The sequence below is a fragment of the Comamonas testosteroni genome (genome assembly GCF_030505195.1).
In the GTDB taxonomy this organism is placed as follows: Bacteria; Pseudomonadota; Gammaproteobacteria; order Burkholderiales; family Burkholderiaceae_C; genus Comamonas; species Comamonas testosteroni_G.
Map to the genome: position 1 here is coordinate 4,869,051 of NZ_CP129672.1, position 18,187 is coordinate 4,887,237.

The window sequence follows — 18,187 nt, forward strand, 5'->3', positions numbered from 1 at the left end:
CTGTGGTCCGGCCCTATGCCGTTGAGGGTCGCAATGCGGAATTCCTGGATGTCTTGCTCGCACTTCGGGCACTTGTTCATGTCTACCCCTCCCGGGAATGGTTGTGTAGGAGCTTCCATTCTGCCCCGGGAGGCGGTGGGCACCCAGGCGCAGCACGCCGCGCAAAACCGAATCTCCTTGGCTTTGGCCAATCGCTACGCAGTGGGCACTCCGCTGTGGCACCTGTTCAACAACTTCTATCGCCATACCGTGCACAAAGCGGATTGCGCGGAGAACCTGCATGAGGAGGTCACACATGGCTGACTCCACCAAGCGCATAGCGCCACTCGCTCACCTGTCCAAGGATCAGAACACTGCACTTGCTGCTGTTCTGGACGCGCTCAAGGGGCTGCCGCCCGAAGATGCGCAGGAGGTCTTGGATCACGCGGCCGAACATCTGGCTGCTGACGACCAACCCCCGATGTTCGCTCGCGGCATCGCCGGCCCGCTTGGAAAACTGATCTGCGCCGTCAAAACCAAGATCGATGACGTCACCTATGGCCTGTGGTTGCAGTACTGCGCTGCGCGCGGCCTGGATACCGCCTGCGTGCTGCGCGACTGCATCTACGCCCTGGTGCACGGCAAGACGTATCGGCAAATGGTGATGGAGAAGATGAACCATGAAGCCAATCGTATCGATGCGATGGCTCAGCTCATAGGTCCATTTGGGGGCCCCGAACTCATGGGGAACCGCAAGCAATGAATCTGACTTCGACCATGACCCCGGCGGCCGTGCAGCTGACCATGAGCAGCCGCGAGATTGCCTGGTATGTCGGTACTCAGCACGACAGCGTGCTCAAAACCATTCGCCAACTGATCGAGAGGGGTGTCGTTTTTGGAAACGAGACCCTCTACACGCACCCCCAGAACCAGCAGACCTACCCGGAGTTCCTGCTGGACTACCGCAACACCATGGTGGTGGTGTCTGGCTACAGCGCGGAGGTGCGGGCCAAGATCATCGACCGCTGGCAAGCGCTGGAGGCCCGGCAGGTCCCCGCACTGCCTAACTTTGCAGATCCAGTGGCCGCCGCGCGCGCCTGGGCTGACGCAAAGGAAGGCGAGCAGAACGCCGTTGCTCAGCTGGCGCTGGCGGCACCGAAGGTGACCTTCTTTGACAAGGTGGTTGAGCGCACCACACTGATGACCGCCACGCAGGTTGCCCAGAAGCTGGGCATGTCGGCCATCAAGCTGAACAAGCACCTGGACGAGCTGGGCATCTATGCCATGGGTGTAAAGCGTGCCCGTGTTTTCAAGCAGTGGGTGATCGACAAGGGCTATGGCGAGCTGAAGCAAACGGAGCTTGGCTATTCGCAGCCGCTGTTCACCACCGCCGGCGAGGCATGGATTGTTGAGCGCCTGACAAGCGAAGGAGTTGCGTGATGGCACAGCAACACACCAACCCCAGCACACACAAGGCGCGGCTGGCGCAGGAAGGCAGCGCCAGCACATGAGCCTTTCCGCATCCTTGACCAATGTTGGCCATCCCGTGGCCTATTACCCGCGCCTGGCGCGCTTCTTCGGCTCCGTGAACGTGGCCATTCTGTTTGCACAGCTGCATTACTGGAGCCAGCGCGGCGAGAGCGACCTGGGCACGCACAAGAGCTCTGAGCAGTTCAGCGAAGAGACGGGCTTGTCTTACCGTGAGCAGGTCACAGCGCGCAAGCAACTGCGCGAGGCCGGCTTTCTGGTCGAGACACACCGCCGCCTTGAGCATCGCGTCTATTACCGCCTGAATCTGGAGGCCGTGGACGCTGCTTTTGACGCCTGGACCGAGGCACAAACAAAAGCGCATTCCCCGAACGACGAAAACGCAGTTCGGGAAAACACAAATCCGCAATTGGGGAGTGACGCCAAAAGCAGTCCGGGGGCTGCTGATTCGTCGCTCGACGAACTGCGCCAAACGCAGTCCGTTAATGGTACAGAGACTCCACATAAGACTCCTACAGAGACTCCCTCTATTGCAGCCAAGGCTGGCGCCAAGGCTGCGAAGGGGAAGGAGCCGAAGAAGCCGAAGGAGGCCAAGGAACCCAAAGAGATCAAGCCGATGATGGTGAAAGCGCCCAACGGCGTGACCCATGTCATCCCCGGTGAGCTGCGCTATCCGGGCGAGAGCACCAAGAGCCACAAAACTTGGGTGGCCTATGCGATTGCCTACCAGGGCCGCTACAAGGACTGGCCCCTGTGGAACGAGTCCGTTGCAGGGCAAATCATCAAGTTCATCGACAAGGTGGGAGCGGAGCGGGCGCCCCGTATCGCAGTGCACTACGTGCGCCGTGTCGAAGAGAAGTTCATCTGCGATCAGCTGCATCCCGTGGGTCTGCTGCTGAGCCATGCCCAGAAGTGGGCCACCCAGCAGAATACCGGCGCGAGCACACCGCCCCCATCCCTGGCCCCGGCCGCGAGCCACAAGTTTGCTGGCGCCGGCAAAGCCATTTTTGACGGGATCGAGCTATGAACCGCAGCTACGAGATTGCAGACCTGGCGCAGCACGCCCTGCAGGGCGCCGAGCAGCAGGGCCAGGCCCAGCGCCCGGAGGCATCCATCCGCACCCGCAAGCTGTTCGTGGTGCTGCAAAGCGCCTACGGCACAGCCTTCCTGGCCAAGTTCAGCACAGGGGAGCTCAACGAACGCCGCGAGGACAAGGGCATGCGGGCGGCGCAACTGGTCTGGGATGCCGCCCTGGCTGAATTCGCGGATGACGTAATCGAGACGGCCTCTCGGAATGCCCAGCGCGAGAGCCCCGAGTTCCCACCCAGCCTGCCGCAATTCGTGAAGGCCTGCGAAGCCCTGACGCCGCGCAAGACCTACTTTGAAGAGAACGGCCTGCTGGCGCTGCCTGCGCCCAAGGTAGAGCGCCTGCTGGACGTGCCGGTCGAGCTCAAGGGTGACAGCAAGGACTGGGCTCGAAAGATCGTCGCGCGCATCAACCATGGCGATCAGACGGTGACGCGCCACAGCCGCATGGCAGCGATGGAGGCCCTGGGCCTGAGCCGGCAGCAGGAGGGCAGGTGATGAATGCCAAACGATCTACCACCGCACTACCTGGAAGCCAGGGACCATCTCGCGCAGCTGGCAATGACGCCGGGATGGTGGCACTACTCAAGGCGCAGGGCCTTGGCGTTGGAAGAGGAATCCGTGACACATGGGCACGGCCTGTGGCCGGGAATGCGGGAAGCGGTTCGGGGCGAACTCAAGCGCCTAGGGTTCAAGCCGCCGCCAAGCGATCTGGAGCCGGTGGAGCCAAGTACGGCAACAAGAAGACCGTCACCCCCGATGGGGTGAAGTTCGACAGCAGGGCCGAGGCACGCCGCTGGGGGCATCTGTGCATGCAGCTGCGAGCGGGTGAAATCAGCGAGCTGCGCCGGCAGGTGGCCTATGAGCTGGTGCCCGCCGTGAAGTTTGCGGACGCAAGCCGCGTCAAGCCCGCTATCCGCTACGTGGCCGATTTCGTCTACGTGGAGAAGGGTTCCGAGGTCATCGAGGACGTGAAGGGCGTGCTGACCACTGAATTCAAGCTCAAGCGTCACCTGATGAAGGCTCTGCTGGGCCTGGAAGTGAGGTTGGTCAAATGATCCAGCCTTTGAACCCGGCCTTCTTTGGCAAGGTCGTGCCGCTGGCCGGCCAGCGCAAGCCGCCCAGCAAATCCACGATCACCCGGCTGCTGAAGCCGCATCTGGACCGCATGTGCGACGGTCGGTACATGCATCGCGTCACCATGGAAAACCGCTGCGGCAACCCCATTGAGGTCGGCTCCCGCAGGATCTATGTGATGGACGAGTACGGCGATACCGTGCTGGTCGATGACTGGGGGCCCTCATGGTATTGATGCGCCGTTGCCCCCTCAAGTCCGGCAAGGGCTTCAAGTCACGCGGCGGCTGGGCTGGCGCTGGGCTCCGTGATGACCAGGACGAGGGTCACCACTACGAGCCCGGCCAGTCTGACTGCCGAGAGCAGCGTCTTGCCGAGCGCGCCGCCCGCCAGATCGAGAGCGCTCTGGCAACGGCCGACCTGGTGCCCGAGAACGTCACCATGGAGCCCGGAGCTGGCACGACTGGCATAACTGTGCTGAAAGAGAACGTCATCGAGAGCGAGCCCTACCGCCGTCTGGTGGCAGAGCTGCCTTGCTTTTGGTGCGGCATCAGCGGCTATAGCCAGCATGCCCACCTGAATCTGGGCAAAGGCCTGGGCCTGAAGACCGACGACCGCACCGGCTTCCCGCTGTGCTGCAGCCGTCCTGACATCGAGGGCTGCCATGTGGCCTATGACAACTACCGGCTGCTGGAGAGCGGAGGGCGAGAGGCCCACCGTGAGTACGGCATCGAGGCCGGCCGATTTACCCGCGAACAGATCCTGAAGGCCGGGCTGTGGCCCAGGAAGCTGCCCCTGTGGGCTTGAGAAGAGTATTGAACAAAACACCCTGGAGCATCAATGAATTCCACACAAGCAACGCAAACCTCTGGAACATCGACACACCGCGCCCGTGATGGAGGCGTGGATCTTGGGGCTACCGAGGAAACGCCGACGCTCATGCTGGTGTTTGAGGCAATCAGGCAGATTCACGATGCTGGCGGAGAGCCGACGCGCGAGCGCATCGTGGCAATGACTGGCCTCAAACCAACCACGGTGGACGACCGTATCAAGGTGCTGCGAGGCGAGGGCATGATCAGCCCGTTGAAGCAGTGCTACCGACCGCTGCACCAGCATGTGGCCGCGCAGCCTGTCTCTTGCACAGTCATGCCCAACGGGGTCTACAAGATCGAGAAGGGCGATGAAGTGATGACGTTGGTGCCTGCAGAAGCGCGGCAGCTCGCACCTATGTTGGCAGGCAAGGCGCTGGAGGCTTCTGCGCTGGAGCGCGTACAGGAGATGGAGGCGCGCATGGTGGAGATGGCGCAGCAGGTCAGGGATGTTGAGCGCCGATACAAAGCGCTCAAAGCATCTCAGTCGGGGAATGTGGCGCAGCAAAGTCTTGAGCTGATCCAGTAGATGTCATGGCTTGCTTCCACGGCATCGGCTTTTCTGTGCTCACAAGGGTGCACTGCTGGCGTTCTAGTCAATGGCGCCTTGCATTCGCCGAAGCAGCCCTGGATTGAGTGACAATATGTATCAAAGTTATCAGAAGGTATCTTTTATCTACAGAGTTCACTTCCTAAGCTGGAACCACCAGGAAATCTATGAAAAAAATTTGCTCCATGCTCATGGCTGTTGCGTCGCTCGCACTTGTGGGTTGTGAGTCCATCCCCAAGGCAAACAAGGACCAAGTCACGCAATCATTCACTCAGGCGTGTAAAAATGCCGGCGGCCAGATTCAGCCGTCAACATATGAGGGTGCCGAAGTCTTGTGCAACGTCTCTGGGCGCAGGGCGCATCTTGTCGTCCTACCAAAGTACATTCATATGATGCGCGAAGAGGCACATCCAAGCCTTCAATACTTTGGCGCGCGTGAGGCGGCTTATGAGTGCAGTACACGCAACGGTAAATATGAGGGTGGGCTTGAAGCCAGAGCGGGCCGACTTGTTCACTCAAGCCCTGACATGACAGAAATGTGCTTCAAGATTGAGGGGAAGCAAGCACTGTGGTCTCTCACATCGTCTCAACCAATAGGCAAGGACGGTAAGCGGTTTGGCTTGTATTCAGGGACTCTATTCTTTGCTCCGAATCATGTTTACTCGGAAGAGGACATGAACTGGATTCTCAAATCCGTTACCAAAGAAATGAAGCTCTGACGGGGCGCCGTTGCACTAATTGAGATTGGGGCAAGTTACCCATGCCTTGGCCGTGGCTATGCCACGCCCAGGTTCTAACTACGGTACAGCTCAGTGAGTCAATCCCGGTCAAATTTGGCGGTTGTTAACGACATAAAGCAGAAACTCGTTAACACTTGGCATGAGAGGACTCGGCGTCAATAGGGCCGAAGTGCTTTCCTCTATGGCAATTGGGACAGAGCGCGATAGCGTTTTCAACTGTGTCATCACCACCGTCCGCAAGTGGAATCTTGTGATGGACCTCGAGATATGGGCTTTTATCGCTGCGACGCTTGAATGGTGCTTCGCTACCGCAGTTTCCACAGGTGCCATTTGCGCGGTAGAGGGCCTCCGCTACAACATCTGGATTTCTCTGAAAGAGCCTTACCAGTTTTGTGATCCGCTGCGGTTGCGTTGATGCTGTGCTCAGTCTCTTTTGGCGTGCTGCAACCGAGTCACTCTGTGATCGTTGAATCTGATGCTCAAACTGCAAGTTCAACTCGTAGATGTCAACGGGCTCACCATTTTGGAAAGCGCCCAACTGTTCTAGCCAATGTTCATGCCTACGCAGAATTTTGCGGCTTGCCTTTTGCGTGACTCCCATGCCTTCTCTGTATTCGATATGAAGGCGAAAAGCTTGAAGCGCAAGATGAAGCCGGTCTAAGCCATCGTCTTTGCGTATTTTTTCGAGCAAGTAGTCTGAATCTGGAGCGCTCAGTGCTCGCTTGTATTGACTGCCACTGCTCATATGAAGGTAAACATAGATCAAGAAGCTGGCAGTTGAGAGTTTCAGCCCAATATCTCGATGCATCTGGGCCGCACCAGCCTTTTGTGATACTCCCCCGTCTCGCACCGATCTTGCAATTTGATATGCGGCAGATTGCTGTTCTCTGTTCATGGGAGAGTTCATTGTGAGATGAGCACAGTTAGATTTGGATGAGCAACTAAACGCGATCGTCGATCGGAAAAACCTCTTGGGTCGCAACAATGATAGAGAAGGAGCAAGCGATAGCTGTTTAAGCCCGTTATCAAATGACAGCTTCTGGTCGTTAGGAGAGTTTAAGCGCGTCTCATCGCTGAGCTACAGTGAACCCAGCTAGGGTTCGACGCTTGATGCCATGCGCCTCAGTATCCGGTGCATGGCATCCAGTGAGGCAGTATCCAAACCCAATAAGAGTACCCAGTCGGCCCCCGGCGCGAAGGAGGCCGGCAAGGCTGCGCCTGCGGATTGGGAGCGCATCGAGCTTGACTATCGTGCAGGCGTAAAAACGCTGCGTCAGATCGCAGATGAGAACGGTATTACGCACGGCGCTATCAACAAGAGAGCAAAGCGCGATGGATGGGAGCGTGACCTGTCCGAGAAAATCCAGCGCAAAGCGGATGCACTGGTATCCAAAGCGGCAGTATCCAGCGAGGTATCCAAGGAAATCAGAGCTGTGGAGCGCGCTGTAGTTGATGCCAATGCACAGGCCATTGCCGATGTGCGCCTGGCCCACCGCCGTGACATTCACCGAGCCCGCCGCATCACCAATGCGCTGCTGGACGAGCTGGAGCAGCAGGCCGACGCCGACACCGTAGCCCTGCTGGAGCAGTTGGGCGAGAACATGCGCAACCCGGACGAGAACGGGATTGATCGGCTCAACGACCTGTATCACAAGGTCATCAGCCTGCCCGAGCGCTCCAAGACCATGAAGACTCTCTCCGAGAGCCTGCGCATGCTGGTGGACATGGAGCGCACGGCCTTTGGCATGGATGACAAGGAAAAGGACGAGCCAGCACCTGGTACCGCTGGTTATGTGCCGCCCGCTATCCAGATCGTGCACGTTAAGGCACCTGTGCATGAGCCCGATGAGGACGAGCAGGCATGAAGCTAGCTCCTGTCCCCTCTACTGCGCAGCGCATGCCCGAGGTGCCGGTGCTGGCCATCCCCGAGAAGCTGGCCGGCATCTGGGATCCAAAGCGCTACAAGGTCATGCACGGCGGGCGCGGCGGCGGCAAGTCTTGGACCGTGGCGGCCGTGCTGCTGGTGATGGCGGCCAGCCGGCCACTGCGCGTGCTGTGCACCCGCGAGATTCAGAAGTCCATCAAGCAGTCGGTGCACCAACTGCTCAAGGATGTGATCGCGCGGCTGAACCTGCATGCGTTCTTCGAGGTGCTGGAAACCGAGGTGCGCGGCATCAATGGCTCGCTGTTTCTGTTTTCCGGCCTGCAGAGCCATACCGTGGACTCCATCAAGTCCTTTGAGGGCTGCGACATTGTTTGGGTGGAAGAAGCCCATGGCGTGAGCAAGAAGTCCTGGGGCACCCTGATCCCTACGATTCGGAAGGAGGGCAGCGAGATTTGGCTGACCCTGAACCCGGATATGGAGACGGATGAAACCTACCAGCGCTTCATCGCTACACCCAGCCCTGATACCTGGGTGGTCGAAATCAACTGGCGCGACAACCCCTGGTTTCCGCGTGTGCTGGATGAGGAGCGGCGCAAGGCCAAGCGCACCATGCTGGCCGATGACTACGCCCATATCTGGGAAGGCAAGGCGCGGCGCGTGGCTGCCGGCGCGATCTATCGCCATGAGATGGAGTCGGTCTATCTGGACAACCGAGCGCGCGATGTTCCCTATGACCCGACGCTGCCGGTGCACACGGTCTGGGATCTGGGCTGGAACGATGCCATGAGCATCGCCCTGGTGCAGCGCGGACCCCAGGATGTGCGAATCATTGGGTATATCGAGGACAGTCACCGCACGCTGGAGTGGTACGTGGCCAAGTTGGAGAAGCTCCCCTTCCGCTGGGGAACGGACTACCTGCCCCACGATGGCAAGACCAAGAATATCCAGACAGGAAAGAGTTCCGAGCAGGTGTTGCGGGAGCTCGGGCGCCGGTCAGTCAGATCGCAGGACCGGGCGACGGATGTGGAAGAGGGCATCAAGCAGCTACGCATGCTCATGCCGCGCTGCTACTTTGATCTGACCAAGACCGCTCGCCTGCTGGAGTGCCTGAAGCGCTACCAGCGCCGCATTCACGCGGTCACGAACGAACCCATGGAGCCGCTGCACGACGAATTCAGCCACGGCGCGGACTGCATGCGCTATGTCGCGCTTTGGGTTCCGCAGATGGCTGGCATTCCCAATGCCAATGACGACTATGAAGAACCAGAGGAATCCGACTGGAGGCTCAATTGATCAATACCTATGAATCTAATACGGCTGACTCTGGCCAAGAGTTTGGCGTTGCCTATCCGGAAGCGCTGGAGGTGACCCAGGAAGAGTTCACCCAGTGGCTGCGGGAGATGGACGAGGAGCCAGGATGGCGAGCGACCGCAGATAAAGAAATGGACTATGCCGATGGCAATCAGCTCGATACAGAGCTGTTGGCAGCCATGAAAGAGCAAGGTATTCCGCCGGCGATCGAGGACCGTATCGGTCCCATGTTGCTTGCCTTGCAAGGCTATGAAACCACTACGCGCACCGATTGGCGGGTGTCGGCCAATAGCGGGCAGGACGGTGCAGATGATGTGGCCCAGGCACTGAATGAAGAGTTGAACCAGGCCGAGCGAAAATCGAAAGCAGACGACGCATGCTCAGATGCATTTCGTCCCCAGGTCGGGGTGGGGTTGGGTTGCGTAGAGGTCAAGTTTGAGAGCGATCCGACCAAGTTTCCCTTCAAATGCGCGGCCGTGCACCGCAATGAAGTGCGATGGGACTGGCAGGCTCAGGAGTGGGACTTGTCTGATGCGCGCTACTTCAAGCGTGACAAATGGCTGTTGCCGGACCGCATCGCGCGTGCTTTCCCTCAGCACCGGGAGTTGATCTTGCAGTGCGGCTGGCATGGCGCTCAGTGGTGGAACGAAGGGCTCAACAGTCGGTTTTCCAGTCAGGGCGGAGCATCAACGGGCTTACAGAATGCCTCGCTGGAGGGCCGAAGCTCCACAATTGAGGAGGCGCGCTGGTATAGCCGGGTGAGCAAGCAGCTGTGCCTGACAGAACTTTGGTACCGCCGCTGGGTGGAGGCTACCTTGCTAGAAACACCGGACGGCCGGGTGGTGGAGTACGACAGCGAGAATCAGGCGCACAACTACGGCATCGCAACGGGCCGCACCAAGCCCTTTCGCGCCGTGGTGTCCAAGGTTCGACGCAGCTATTGGCTAGGGCCACACAAGCTGCATGACAGCCCAACGCCTTACCCGCATGAACATTTCCCCTATGTGATGTTCTGGGGATTCCGCGAGGACCGCACGCGCGTTCCCTACGGCTATGTGCGTGGCGTGATCTACCAGCAAGACAGCCTCAACAGTGGCACCGCTTTGCAGCGCTGGGGCATGGCTGCATATCGCACCGAGAGAACAAAGGGGGCGGTGGCCATGACGGATGCCCAGTTTCGGCGCCAGATCGGACGGCGCAACGCTGACATTACGTTGGATCAGGAGCACATGGAAAAGAAGGGTGCGCGCTTCGAGGTCAAGCGTGATGTGCAACTCAGCGAGCAGCAGTTGCAGCTGATGAACAACTGCCGTTCTGTGTTTGAGCAGCTGTCTGCTGCACCGGCTGCATTTACTGGTCAGCGAGGAAACGCTACAAGTGGCTTGCAGGAGCGCACACAGCTGGAGCAGGCCAACCAAAGCCTTGGCGCGGTGATGAGCAATTTTCGCAAGGCGCGCACGCTAATAGGCGAAATGCTGCTCTCCTTGATCATCAAGAGGCTGGGCGACAAGCCAAAGCAGGTTGCCGTCGAGGGTGATGCCGTGTTGCCAGACCGGACCATCTCGCTCAATCAGCTGGAAACCGACCCTGAGGGCTATACCTACCTGTCCAATGATGTACAGCGCACCCTTTGCAAGGTTCAGCTGGATGAGGTTCCCAGCACGGCCGGCTACCGTTCTCAGCAGCTGTATGCCATGCAGGAGGTTATCAAGACCATGCCGCCGCAATTCCAACAGGCCGCCTTCCCCTACATGGTGGCTCTTATGGATACGCCTTACAAAAAGCAGATCGTTGAGGCGTTACGGGCTGTGGGCTCACAGGAGACGCCGGAGCAAGTTGAAAAGCGTGTGCAGCAGGCGGTGCAGGAGGCTTTGGTTAAGGCTGGGCATGAATTGAAGGCGCGCGAGCTGGATCTCAAGGAGCGACTGACCGAAGCCCAGATCAAGCAGATCATGGCCCAGGCAGTGCAGACCGGCGTGCAGGCCGCATTCTCTGCCATGCAGGGTGGCGCGCAAGTGGCGCAGATGCCGATGATTGCCCCCATTGCGGATGCCATCATGCAGTCGGCCGGCTACCAGAAGCCAACACCGGGCGGCGACGATCCGAATTTCCCGATACCTCAGGGTGCGACGGAGTCTGTGGCTCAAGACGCGGGAATAGACCCAGTGCGCCAGAACACCAGTCCAACCTTTCCGCCCATTCCTCAGAGTGCGGACACAGGGATGCAGGGCATTGAAACGCCTTCCGACCAGGACAACTTACCCTGACCGGCAGCGCCATCAAGCAAAGCCGTTCATTGGGGCGGCTTTCTTGTTTGTTACCCCACTAGAGTTTGCCCAGAGTAAGCCCGTCAACAACACTTCCTCCTAAGCCACCAGCGCGAGCTGAAGGCGAAGTGCAGCGGCTACGGCCGTTGTTAAGCAAGCAGATGGAGCTATTCAAACCATAGCGCCTGATTGCTCAGCCCTTTGCGGCTACTGCGACAAGTGGCGGGACAGCATGACGACATCAACCAACGACTCTTTAGAAAGCCAAGACAGCGCACTGAACAGCACTCAGCTGACCGACATGCTCAATGCCGGCCTGCATGGCGATACCTCGGGTAGTGCCGGGGATGAAGGCGGCGCGCCAGCGACCGCCGCTGATGCTGCGAAAGACATTGCTGCAAAGGCTGACCCGGTGGAAAAAACCACTGATGTGCCCAGCGATACAGACCTGAACTCTGCCAATACGCGAGTTCTGGCAAAGGATGGTGTTCACACCATCTCCTTTGAGAAGTTCCAAGCGCATCGGGATGGTGAGCGCGAGTGGAGGCAGCGCGCCCAGGCGGCTGAGCAAGAGGCTGCCCAGGCGCGTCAGGCTTTGGCCGATGCGCAGGCGCAATCTCAGGCTCGGCAGGATTCCGGCCAGCAGGCCACAACAAAGGACAAGCTGCTGGACATGGCTCAAGAGGCTGTGAACAGCGGTGCGGATGTGTCTTTGTTTGGGGACTTCTCCGAAGAGGCCATCACTCAAGGCATCCAGAAGCTCAACTCTCAGGGTCGTACCGAGATGCGTAAAGAGCTGCGCGAAGAGCTGCTGTCTGAGCTGCGCCAAGAACTGGCGCCGGTCATTCAACAGCATCAAAGCAGCGCGGCTCAGACCCATTTCGAGCAGATCACCAAGGCTCATGCTGATGCCGGATCCATCGCGGAGAGCGCGGAGTTTGATGCATGGATCAAGGCGCAGCCCAGCTATGCCCAGGAGCCCATTCGCATGGTGCTTGACCAAGGCTCGACAGCGCAGGTGATCGAGTTGCTCGATCAGTACAAGGCCGCCACCGGCCACAAGAGTCAGCAAGAGCGAAAGCCAGACGTGGCCGCCAAAGCGGTGGTCGATAACCTGCAGTTGCCTGCTCCCAGCAGCCTTTCGGACATTCCCGGCGGCAGGGGTGGTGCTCAAACCATGCAGGAACGCCTGGATTCGCTACACGGAGTCGATCTCTTCAACGCATTCAACGAGATGTCGGACGATGCGGTCGATTCCTTTCTTCGACGTAAATCTTAAGAAGCGAGGCTGACATGAGCAAGACCAATATGTCCGCAGGCGATCAGCAGAAGCTGGTTCAGCAGGCCATGGGGGTGTTTTCGGCCACCCAAAAGCGCCATTCCAATATCAATCGCCTGACAGGCAAGTTCCCCAAGATCGAGGCCACTGCCAGCGCGCTGAACAATCAGTCCAGCAACACCATGCCAATCGTCCAGACCATGGACTTGGGCAAAGGGCGCGGCGATGAGCTGAAAATGAACTTCGTTAACCCGGTGGGTGGCATCCCCATCATGGGCAGTGAATATGCGGCCGGGCGCGGCGAGGGCGTTTCTCTGTCTGAGGACCGCTTGCGTGTGAATCAGGCTCGCTTTCCCTTGGATCTGGGTGGCGTCATGGATGAAGTGCGCAGCCCTGTCGATATTTATCGACTGGCCAAGCCGCTGCTGCAGCGCGCCATGGACGACTATGAGGACCAGTTGGCCTTGGTGCACATGGCAGGCGCGCGCGGCTTTATGAGCGACCACACCTGGCGCGTTCCTCTGGCGGCCGATCCGCGATTTGGAAAGGTGGTCGTCAATCGCGTGAAGGCACCCACCAAGAACCGCCACTTCATTATTGAAGGCGATTCGCTGCAGCGCTTCAAGGCCAACGCTGGCGAGGTGGATCTGACCACGGCCGACATCATGAAGATGCCCAACGTGGACGCACTCAGCAGCTACCTGGAGCAGATGGTGATGCCGCCACCGCCGGTGGAGTTTGAAGGCGACGAGATGGCCAAAGACAGCCCTTTCCGAGTGTTGCTGGTCTCCACATCCCAATACACGGCGTTTGCGACTGATCCCAACTTCCGAGCATATCAAGCACAGGCCCTGGCCCGTGCACGCAATGCCAAGGATCACCCGCTGTTCCGCAGCCCCGAGTCGGCCTTCTGGTCCAACACCCTGGTAGTGAAGATGCCCAAGCCCATTCGCTTCTTTGCTGGCGATGAGGTCAAGTATTGCGGCCAGTTCGACAGCGAGAGCGAGTCAAGCGCGATTGTGCCCGCGTCATTTGGTGACAAGTTCGCAATGGACCGCGCAATCCTTCTGGGTGGTCAGGCCTTGGCCAAGGGCTACGCCAAGAGTCGTCACAACGGCCTGCCTTACTTCTGGAAGGAGCAGGACGACGACTTTGACGACAAGATGGAAGCACTGATTGGCGCGATTGTGGGCGCTTCCAAGATTCGCTTTGCGGTGAATACGGGAGACGACAAGGTGGAGTTCACCGACCACGGCATTGCGGTGCTCGACACGGTGGTGCCCATCTTCGGCAGGACCATCTAAGCCAAGGCAGAGGGGGGAACCCCTCTGCAACCGCGTTGCTTCAACCTTCAGGAGCCAATCATGGCAAAAATCACCATTCTCGGCGCATCTCGTAACCAGTTCGGCGGCGCGCGCCCTTACGGAAATACCACCACCATTCGCAGTGTTCTGGCGACGGCGGCCAGCGGGCTGCCCATTGGCTCTGATGCCGTGGCCGCATTGGCCGTCAATGATGTGGTGCGCATCAATACCCTGCAGCCAGGCTTTCTGGTCGATGAGGTCAAGGTTATCGTGTCTATGGGCTTTGGGGCGGGCGTTCAAGCCTCCCTGGGCTTTGAATATCTGGACGGCGTAGACCGCCCGGCTTTGCCTCAGAGTCCAACTTATTTTGGTGCAGGTATCGATCTGTCCGCGCCTGCAAACCTGCGTCAGGCCTTCACCAAGAAGCTGGCCAAGCTGCCTGCAGGTGCTGCTGTCATTCTGACCATCACCGGCGCGGCCGTGGCCAAGGCTGCCTACCTGGATGTGGTCATCAAGGGTGAGCACTTGGGTGCTGATTAAGCACTTTCGTAAGGAGTGAAGGGGCGCGGCCCTTTCGCTCTTTCGTTCGCGCCCTTCTAGGATCAATATGAACACCCAGATCAATACCGACGTGAAGTACATAGGGCGTCGAAGCCCATATGTGGACCGTCTCTATGGCACCAATCTGTCCTTTGAGCACGGCCAGGTGCGCGGCATACCCGCCCAAATTGCCAAGAAGTTCTTGCGCCATGCCGATATGTTTGCCTTGAGCAAGGATGAGCAGGCCACCAGCAGTCAGGCAGGGCAGAGCAGTGCAACTCTTTCGGATGACACGCTTCAGACACTGGAGCAGGCGCAAAAACTCCAGGATGAGCAGCGTGAAAAGGACACGCAACGCCAGCAGCTGATCGATCAGATCATGAATATGGACAAGGATGGTGTGCAGCAGTTCGCCAAGGACAGCTACAACCAGGTTGTGCCCAAGAACCTGTCGCTGGACAACATGCGCGCCAAGGTTCTGTCCATGTTGGATCAGTACGGGGTGTGCTGATATGACGCGCGATGAGCTGATTGCCTCGTTCCGTGAAGATGCATCAGACACGTTGGAGCCATTCCTGTGGGAAACGGAGCATGTGACCCGTTGGCTCAACGAAGCTCAGGATGAGGCTGCGATCCGTGGGCGACTGCTGCTCGATGACAGCACGCCTGCCGTGACCACGATTGAGGTGCTGGAGGGTAAGGCCTCTTATCAGCTCCATCCCAAGGTGTTTGAAATCGCGCATCTGCACTGGCAGAAGGGCACTGGAAGCGGTCGCGGCAGGACCGTTAAGCTAGTTTCTCGCGAATGGCTTGACGACATGCGCCCAGGTTGGCGCAGCAATGCCCACGCCCATGATGCGTTTGCCATCCAGACCGAGCGCGCTTTGCGTTTGGTTCCCATCCCACAAGAAGATGGGATGCTGACGATGGAGGTCTATCGCCTGCCCATCAAGTTGCTTGTCAATGACAGCGACAAGCCGGAGATCCACGAAGCTCACCATGCTTACCTGGTGCATTGGGCTTTGCATCGTGCTTTTAGCAAGCCTGATAGCGATGGATTCGATCCTCAGCGCGCAGATACGTCTGAGCGCGCCTTTACCGATTATTTCGGACCACGCCCCGACTCGGACTTGCGCCGATCCACCCGCCACGATGAACCCCAAGTGAACGTGGTCCACATTCTTTAAGGTGCCGCATGTTCGGACTGTCCAAACCCATCCCCAAAGACAAGGGCGCGAAGCTGGCACAGGCCCAGAACCAGGCACCCGACAGCATCCCTGGCATGTTCAAGCCGGGAGAATTCGTGCTGCCACCCGATACTGTGCATGCCATGGGCGGTAAGCAGGCACTTCAAGGTGTGGTGGATGCCACGCATACACCAGTGGCTGCATATGGCCTGAATGCCCCGCGCGCCAGCGGCCCGCTATCCAAGGCCGCGCCACAGCTGGGGCTCAAGCCCGAAGTGTTCTTTGCCAATGGCGGCGCGCCAGAGGACCAGCTGCGCCGCGCGGGGAACGGCCAAGCCTCGCCGTCTAATACCTTTCCGCAGGCCAGTCCCAGCGCGGGGGCATCCATCTACTCGGGTGCAGGCCTTGGGCGTGACCAGTTTGGAAGCAGCGGGCAGATCGCCAAAGTTCCAGATGCCATTGGTCAGCAGCCTGGCCGCCAATTGCCGGCTCAAGCTCAGACCGTTCCTACTGCTCAGCCTGCGGCAACTCCGATTGCTGCCACTGGCAGCGCACCTGATGCCGCCGGTGCATCTCAGGCCGCCGTAACGCCGCCGGCCGGGGCTCCTGCTGCTGCCACCCGTTCGCCTGGGCCCTCTGAGTTGTACATGCAGGATCGCGCCCAGGAGATGCGTGATCAGTGGGGCTCTGGCAACTATGCGCAAGCCGCTGGTACCGCTGCCCGCACGGCGGTTCAGGGTCTGGGAATGTATGGCATTGAGCTGGCCGATAAGGTCGGCTCTCCCGTGGCGAACGCGGTTGGCAATTTTGCCGGTGGATTGATTGGCTCGGATGCCCATGCTGCTCAGTCGCCGGCTGTACAAGCCTCAACGCCGAGACCAAACGCAGCCACAAGCACCAAGCCTGCAACTCCACCTACAGCGCCGGCCGCGATTCAACCAGGCCTGACGAACACGGTAGGCAGCGCTCCGCGTGCTGCTCAGTCGGTGACGGCTGCCAGCGCCAGCGGTGAACTTCCTGAGGGCGTGTACAACCATGGGCGCGGCCAGTACAGCGACCAAGCCAGTGGTATGGGCTTCCCGGCTGGATTCACCGGCAAGCCCAATGCGAGGAACATGGCGGCGGCTGACAACCTGGCTGCCTCTAATGCTGCTCCTGCTGTCAGTGGTCAACCCGAAGATGGCGGCTTTGGGCTCCGTGCGCCCACAGTTGCACACAGCGGAAATGACTGGGCGGCACGCCAACGGCTCAAGGATATGGAGACTTCCGCAAGCTCGATCACCAACCGTGCCGAGTGGCGCAGTGGCAGCAGCACCCAAGCATGGGGCTCTCGCCATCAAGGCCAGAACGACCCGGATGGAAAAGTCGCGCGCTTCAATGCAGCCACACAGGCTGATTTGGTTGCGCAAGGCAGGGCGCCTGAGTTGCAGCAGCGCACCAATGAAATCAACGCGGGCCTGCGCCGCGCGGCCATGGCCGAGGCGGGGGCTGATCGCCGTGCCCAAGGGCAGATCGGTCTGGGGCTGGGTCAACTGGCACTAGGTGCCCAGCGAAACCAGCTCGATGCCCAGCGCATCACCAACGATGAACGCCTGCGCGCGCCGCAGATCCGCGCAGCGGAGCGTATCGGACAGCTCCAGGAGCAGTATCTGAAAGCCAAGACTCCCGAGGAGCAGGCGGCACTTGCAGCCCAGATCCGCGCCTACTCTGGCAAGGAATCGGATAGCTGGAAGGCTGTCGCGCTGCAGGGTGGAACAGACGCCCAAGGCAACAAGACCGAGAGCATTCTGGGCGCAGTCAATGAGCGAACAGGGGAAATGAGGCGGATGGGGGCGCAGCAGCAGGCGCCTCAGTACGTCAAGGATGGTGTATATCGAGATCCGCAAGGACGTATGCAACGCTGGAACGGGTCGGCCTTCGAGCCACTTTAAGGGCGGATCTCCACCAGTACTGCATTGGTGGGGTCAAAGTCTTTAGTAGCCGGAGGTGGAGAAACCAACACAGCATTGGCAGCATCAAAGCCGCTGCTGCTGTTTGCAGGTGGCGCGGCAGAGTTGGCGCTAATTGCTTGGGGAGTGTTTGCAGCCGCTGGCCGCCCTTCAGTCCATGACTGCAGAGTGACAAGTGCGACCAAGAGCCATGCCAGAAGAATAAATGGCTTGAGTCCGGCCGCCTTTGCTTGGGCAGGTGCCAGAAGGCGATAACCACCGCCGATCAGTCCCACCAGCAATGCGACCCCCAGAAGAGGGGCCAGCCATGCGCCCAAGTCAAACCGCCCCACGTAAATCAATGGGTTGGCCGCCCCAAGAAGCCCTATGCCGATCAAGTGGGGCACCGGGTTGAATACAGCAGGGGATGTGCTGGACTGTCCCATTTCTCTCTCTCCTTTATTTAGCGCACTGTAGCAGAGCCGTTTTAGTACCCCGCTAGGGTTCGACCACTCGCGCAAGATGCGGTCACATCGATGGCATGAGCAATGCCTTCGACCCCCAAAACGCCAAGCTGGTTTCAGCTCCGCAGCAAATCGATACTGGATTCGATGCGAGCAACGCGAAACTTGTTGAAGACCCCACGAAACGCAGCGCAACCGACTACTTACGCGATGCGGCTGCCTGGGGCCTAAAAAGT

Annotated in this window: 21 protein-coding genes; 19 read left to right on the forward strand and 2 right to left on the reverse strand. The window is 59.3% G+C overall.

Annotated elements, in window-relative coordinates:
- Positions 1 to 78: 78 nt before the first annotated feature.
- The 10 genes from QYQ99_RS22360 (at position 79) to QYQ99_RS22405 (ending at position 5,765) form a co-directional block, all read left to right on the forward strand.
- A complete protein-coding gene (locus QYQ99_RS22360) occupies positions 79 to 303 on the forward strand; it encodes a hypothetical protein (protein WP_302090067.1) in 225 nt (74 codons plus the stop codon).
- Positions 296 to 742: a hypothetical protein gene (locus QYQ99_RS22365; RefSeq protein ID WP_302090068.1), complete on the forward strand. Its 447-nt coding sequence runs from the start codon at positions 296 to 298 to the stop codon at positions 740 to 742. The genes QYQ99_RS22360 and QYQ99_RS22365 overlap by 8 nt, the downstream gene beginning before the upstream one ends.
- The gene (locus QYQ99_RS22370) at positions 739 to 1,419 is read left to right on the forward strand and encodes a Rha family transcriptional regulator (protein ID WP_302090069.1); all 681 of its coding nucleotides are present in this window, start codon (positions 739 to 741) and stop codon (positions 1,417 to 1,419) included. The genes QYQ99_RS22365 and QYQ99_RS22370 overlap by 4 nt, the downstream gene beginning before the upstream one ends.
- Before the next feature lie 67 nt (positions 1,420 to 1,486).
- Positions 1,487 to 2,494 (forward strand): hypothetical protein, encoded by a 1,008-nt coding sequence (locus QYQ99_RS22375; RefSeq protein ID WP_302090070.1) that lies wholly within the window; start codon positions 1,487 to 1,489, stop codon positions 2,492 to 2,494.
- Positions 2,491 to 3,051 (forward strand): hypothetical protein, encoded by a 561-nt coding sequence (locus QYQ99_RS22380; RefSeq protein WP_302090071.1) that lies wholly within the window; start codon positions 2,491 to 2,493, stop codon positions 3,049 to 3,051. The genes QYQ99_RS22375 and QYQ99_RS22380 overlap by 4 nt, the downstream gene beginning before the upstream one ends.
- Positions 3,051 to 3,611, forward strand: a complete 561-nt coding sequence (locus tag QYQ99_RS22385; RefSeq protein WP_302090072.1) for a DUF1064 domain-containing protein — start codon at positions 3,051 to 3,053, stop codon at positions 3,609 to 3,611. Before QYQ99_RS22380 ends, QYQ99_RS22385 begins: the two co-directional genes overlap by 1 nt.
- On the forward strand, positions 3,608 to 3,865 hold the full coding sequence (locus tag QYQ99_RS22390; RefSeq protein ID WP_302090073.1) for a hypothetical protein: 258 nt from the start codon (positions 3,608 to 3,610) through the stop codon (positions 3,863 to 3,865). The genes QYQ99_RS22385 and QYQ99_RS22390 overlap by 4 nt, the downstream gene beginning before the upstream one ends.
- Positions 3,856 to 4,434: a hypothetical protein gene (locus QYQ99_RS22395; RefSeq protein ID WP_302090074.1), complete on the forward strand. Its 579-nt coding sequence runs from the start codon at positions 3,856 to 3,858 to the stop codon at positions 4,432 to 4,434. Before QYQ99_RS22390 ends, QYQ99_RS22395 begins: the two co-directional genes overlap by 10 nt.
- Positions 4,435 to 4,467: 33 nt before the next feature.
- Complete coding sequence (locus QYQ99_RS22400) at positions 4,468 to 5,025, forward strand: hypothetical protein (RefSeq protein WP_302090075.1); 558 nt, start codon at positions 4,468 to 4,470, stop codon at positions 5,023 to 5,025.
- 188 nt (positions 5,026 to 5,213) lie between these two features.
- Complete coding sequence (locus QYQ99_RS22405; protein WP_302090076.1) at positions 5,214 to 5,765, forward strand: hypothetical protein; 552 nt, start codon at positions 5,214 to 5,216, stop codon at positions 5,763 to 5,765.
- Between the two features lie 148 nt (positions 5,766 to 5,913).
- Here QYQ99_RS22405 and QYQ99_RS22410 read toward each other — a convergent pair whose 3' ends face one another.
- Entirely contained in the window at positions 5,914 to 6,681 is a 768-nt protein-coding gene (locus QYQ99_RS22410) for an HNH endonuclease (RefSeq protein ID WP_302090077.1), read from the reverse strand.
- 241 nt (positions 6,682 to 6,922) lie between these two features.
- Here QYQ99_RS22410 and QYQ99_RS22415 point away from each other — a divergent pair, with 241 nt between their 5' ends.
- From QYQ99_RS22415 to QYQ99_RS22455, 9 genes are all read left to right on the forward strand, one after another.
- On the forward strand, positions 6,923 to 7,651 hold the full coding sequence (locus tag QYQ99_RS22415; RefSeq protein WP_302090078.1) for a hypothetical protein: 729 nt from the start codon (positions 6,923 to 6,925) through the stop codon (positions 7,649 to 7,651).
- Positions 7,648 to 8,964: a PBSX family phage terminase large subunit gene (locus QYQ99_RS22420; RefSeq protein WP_302090079.1), complete on the forward strand. Its 1,317-nt coding sequence runs from the start codon at positions 7,648 to 7,650 to the stop codon at positions 8,962 to 8,964. Before QYQ99_RS22415 ends, QYQ99_RS22420 begins: the two co-directional genes overlap by 4 nt.
- Positions 8,961 to 11,249 (forward strand): hypothetical protein, encoded by a 2,289-nt coding sequence (locus QYQ99_RS22425; RefSeq protein WP_302090080.1) that lies wholly within the window; start codon positions 8,961 to 8,963, stop codon positions 11,247 to 11,249. The genes QYQ99_RS22420 and QYQ99_RS22425 overlap by 4 nt, the downstream gene beginning before the upstream one ends.
- A gap of 232 nt (positions 11,250 to 11,481) precedes the next feature.
- Positions 11,482 to 12,528, forward strand: coding sequence for a hypothetical protein (locus QYQ99_RS22430; RefSeq protein WP_302090081.1), 1,047 nt, complete (start codon positions 11,482 to 11,484; stop codon positions 12,526 to 12,528).
- A 14-nt stretch (positions 12,529 to 12,542) separates the two neighbouring features.
- Positions 12,543 to 13,832 (forward strand): phage capsid family protein, encoded by a 1,290-nt coding sequence (locus QYQ99_RS22435; RefSeq protein WP_302090082.1) that lies wholly within the window; start codon positions 12,543 to 12,545, stop codon positions 13,830 to 13,832.
- A gap of 60 nt (positions 13,833 to 13,892) precedes the next feature.
- On the forward strand, positions 13,893 to 14,372 hold the full coding sequence (locus QYQ99_RS22440) for a hypothetical protein (protein ID WP_302090083.1): 480 nt from the start codon (positions 13,893 to 13,895) through the stop codon (positions 14,370 to 14,372).
- A 67-nt stretch (positions 14,373 to 14,439) separates the two neighbouring features.
- Positions 14,440 to 14,883, forward strand: a complete 444-nt coding sequence (locus QYQ99_RS22445; RefSeq protein WP_302090084.1) for a hypothetical protein — start codon at positions 14,440 to 14,442, stop codon at positions 14,881 to 14,883.
- 1 nt (position 14,884) lies between these two features.
- Complete coding sequence (locus QYQ99_RS22450; RefSeq protein ID WP_302090085.1) at positions 14,885 to 15,559, forward strand: phage adaptor protein; 675 nt, start codon at positions 14,885 to 14,887, stop codon at positions 15,557 to 15,559.
- A gap of 8 nt (positions 15,560 to 15,567) precedes the next feature.
- Positions 15,568 to 17,490: a hypothetical protein gene (locus tag QYQ99_RS22455; protein WP_302090086.1), complete on the forward strand. Its 1,923-nt coding sequence runs from the start codon at positions 15,568 to 15,570 to the stop codon at positions 17,488 to 17,490.
- On the opposite strand, the gene QYQ99_RS22460 is transcribed toward QYQ99_RS22455, so the two are convergent.
- Positions 17,487 to 17,933, reverse strand: a complete 447-nt coding sequence (locus QYQ99_RS22460) for a hypothetical protein (RefSeq protein ID WP_302090087.1) — start codon at positions 17,931 to 17,933, stop codon at positions 17,487 to 17,489. The genes QYQ99_RS22455 and QYQ99_RS22460 overlap by 4 nt on opposite strands.
- Positions 17,934 to 18,187: the final 254 nt, after the last annotated feature.

What these genes read in the sequence shown, in the direction of transcription:
- QYQ99_RS22360 (WP_302090067.1), top strand. Translation starts at nt 79, where the DNA reads ATGTCTACCCCTCCCGGGAATGGTTGTGTAGGAGCTTCCATTCTGCCC.
- QYQ99_RS22365 (WP_302090068.1), top strand. Translation starts at nt 296, where the DNA reads ATGGCTGACTCCACCAAGCGCATAGCGCCACTCGCTCACCTGTCCAAG.
- QYQ99_RS22370 (WP_302090069.1), top strand. Translation starts at nt 739, where the DNA reads ATGAATCTGACTTCGACCATGACCCCGGCGGCCGTGCAGCTGACCATG.
- QYQ99_RS22375 (WP_302090070.1), top strand. Translation starts at nt 1,487, where the DNA reads ATGAGCCTTTCCGCATCCTTGACCAATGTTGGCCATCCCGTGGCCTAT.
- QYQ99_RS22380 (WP_302090071.1), top strand. Translation starts at nt 2,491, where the DNA reads ATGAACCGCAGCTACGAGATTGCAGACCTGGCGCAGCACGCCCTGCAG.
- QYQ99_RS22385 (WP_302090072.1), top strand. Translation starts at nt 3,051, where the DNA reads ATGAATGCCAAACGATCTACCACCGCACTACCTGGAAGCCAGGGACCA.
- QYQ99_RS22390 (WP_302090073.1), top strand. Translation starts at nt 3,608, where the DNA reads ATGATCCAGCCTTTGAACCCGGCCTTCTTTGGCAAGGTCGTGCCGCTG.
- QYQ99_RS22395 (WP_302090074.1), top strand. Translation starts at nt 3,856, where the DNA reads ATGGTATTGATGCGCCGTTGCCCCCTCAAGTCCGGCAAGGGCTTCAAG.
- QYQ99_RS22400 (WP_302090075.1), top strand. Translation starts at nt 4,468, where the DNA reads ATGAATTCCACACAAGCAACGCAAACCTCTGGAACATCGACACACCGC.
- QYQ99_RS22405 (WP_302090076.1), top strand. Translation starts at nt 5,214, where the DNA reads ATGAAAAAAATTTGCTCCATGCTCATGGCTGTTGCGTCGCTCGCACTT.
- QYQ99_RS22410 (WP_302090077.1), bottom strand. Translation starts at nt 6,681, where the DNA reads ATGAACAGAGAACAGCAATCTGCCGCATATCAAATTGCAAGATCGGTG.
- QYQ99_RS22415 (WP_302090078.1), top strand. Translation starts at nt 6,923, where the DNA reads ATGGCATCCAGTGAGGCAGTATCCAAACCCAATAAGAGTACCCAGTCG.
- QYQ99_RS22420 (WP_302090079.1), top strand. Translation starts at nt 7,648, where the DNA reads ATGAAGCTAGCTCCTGTCCCCTCTACTGCGCAGCGCATGCCCGAGGTG.
- QYQ99_RS22430 (WP_302090081.1), top strand. Translation starts at nt 11,482, where the DNA reads ATGACGACATCAACCAACGACTCTTTAGAAAGCCAAGACAGCGCACTG.
- QYQ99_RS22435 (WP_302090082.1), top strand. Translation starts at nt 12,543, where the DNA reads ATGAGCAAGACCAATATGTCCGCAGGCGATCAGCAGAAGCTGGTTCAG.
- QYQ99_RS22440 (WP_302090083.1), top strand. Translation starts at nt 13,893, where the DNA reads ATGGCAAAAATCACCATTCTCGGCGCATCTCGTAACCAGTTCGGCGGC.
- QYQ99_RS22445 (WP_302090084.1), top strand. Translation starts at nt 14,440, where the DNA reads ATGAACACCCAGATCAATACCGACGTGAAGTACATAGGGCGTCGAAGC.
- QYQ99_RS22450 (WP_302090085.1), top strand. Translation starts at nt 14,885, where the DNA reads ATGACGCGCGATGAGCTGATTGCCTCGTTCCGTGAAGATGCATCAGAC.
- QYQ99_RS22455 (WP_302090086.1), top strand. Translation starts at nt 15,568, where the DNA reads ATGTTCGGACTGTCCAAACCCATCCCCAAAGACAAGGGCGCGAAGCTG.
- QYQ99_RS22460 (WP_302090087.1), bottom strand. Translation starts at nt 17,933, where the DNA reads ATGGGACAGTCCAGCACATCCCCTGCTGTATTCAACCCGGTGCCCCAC.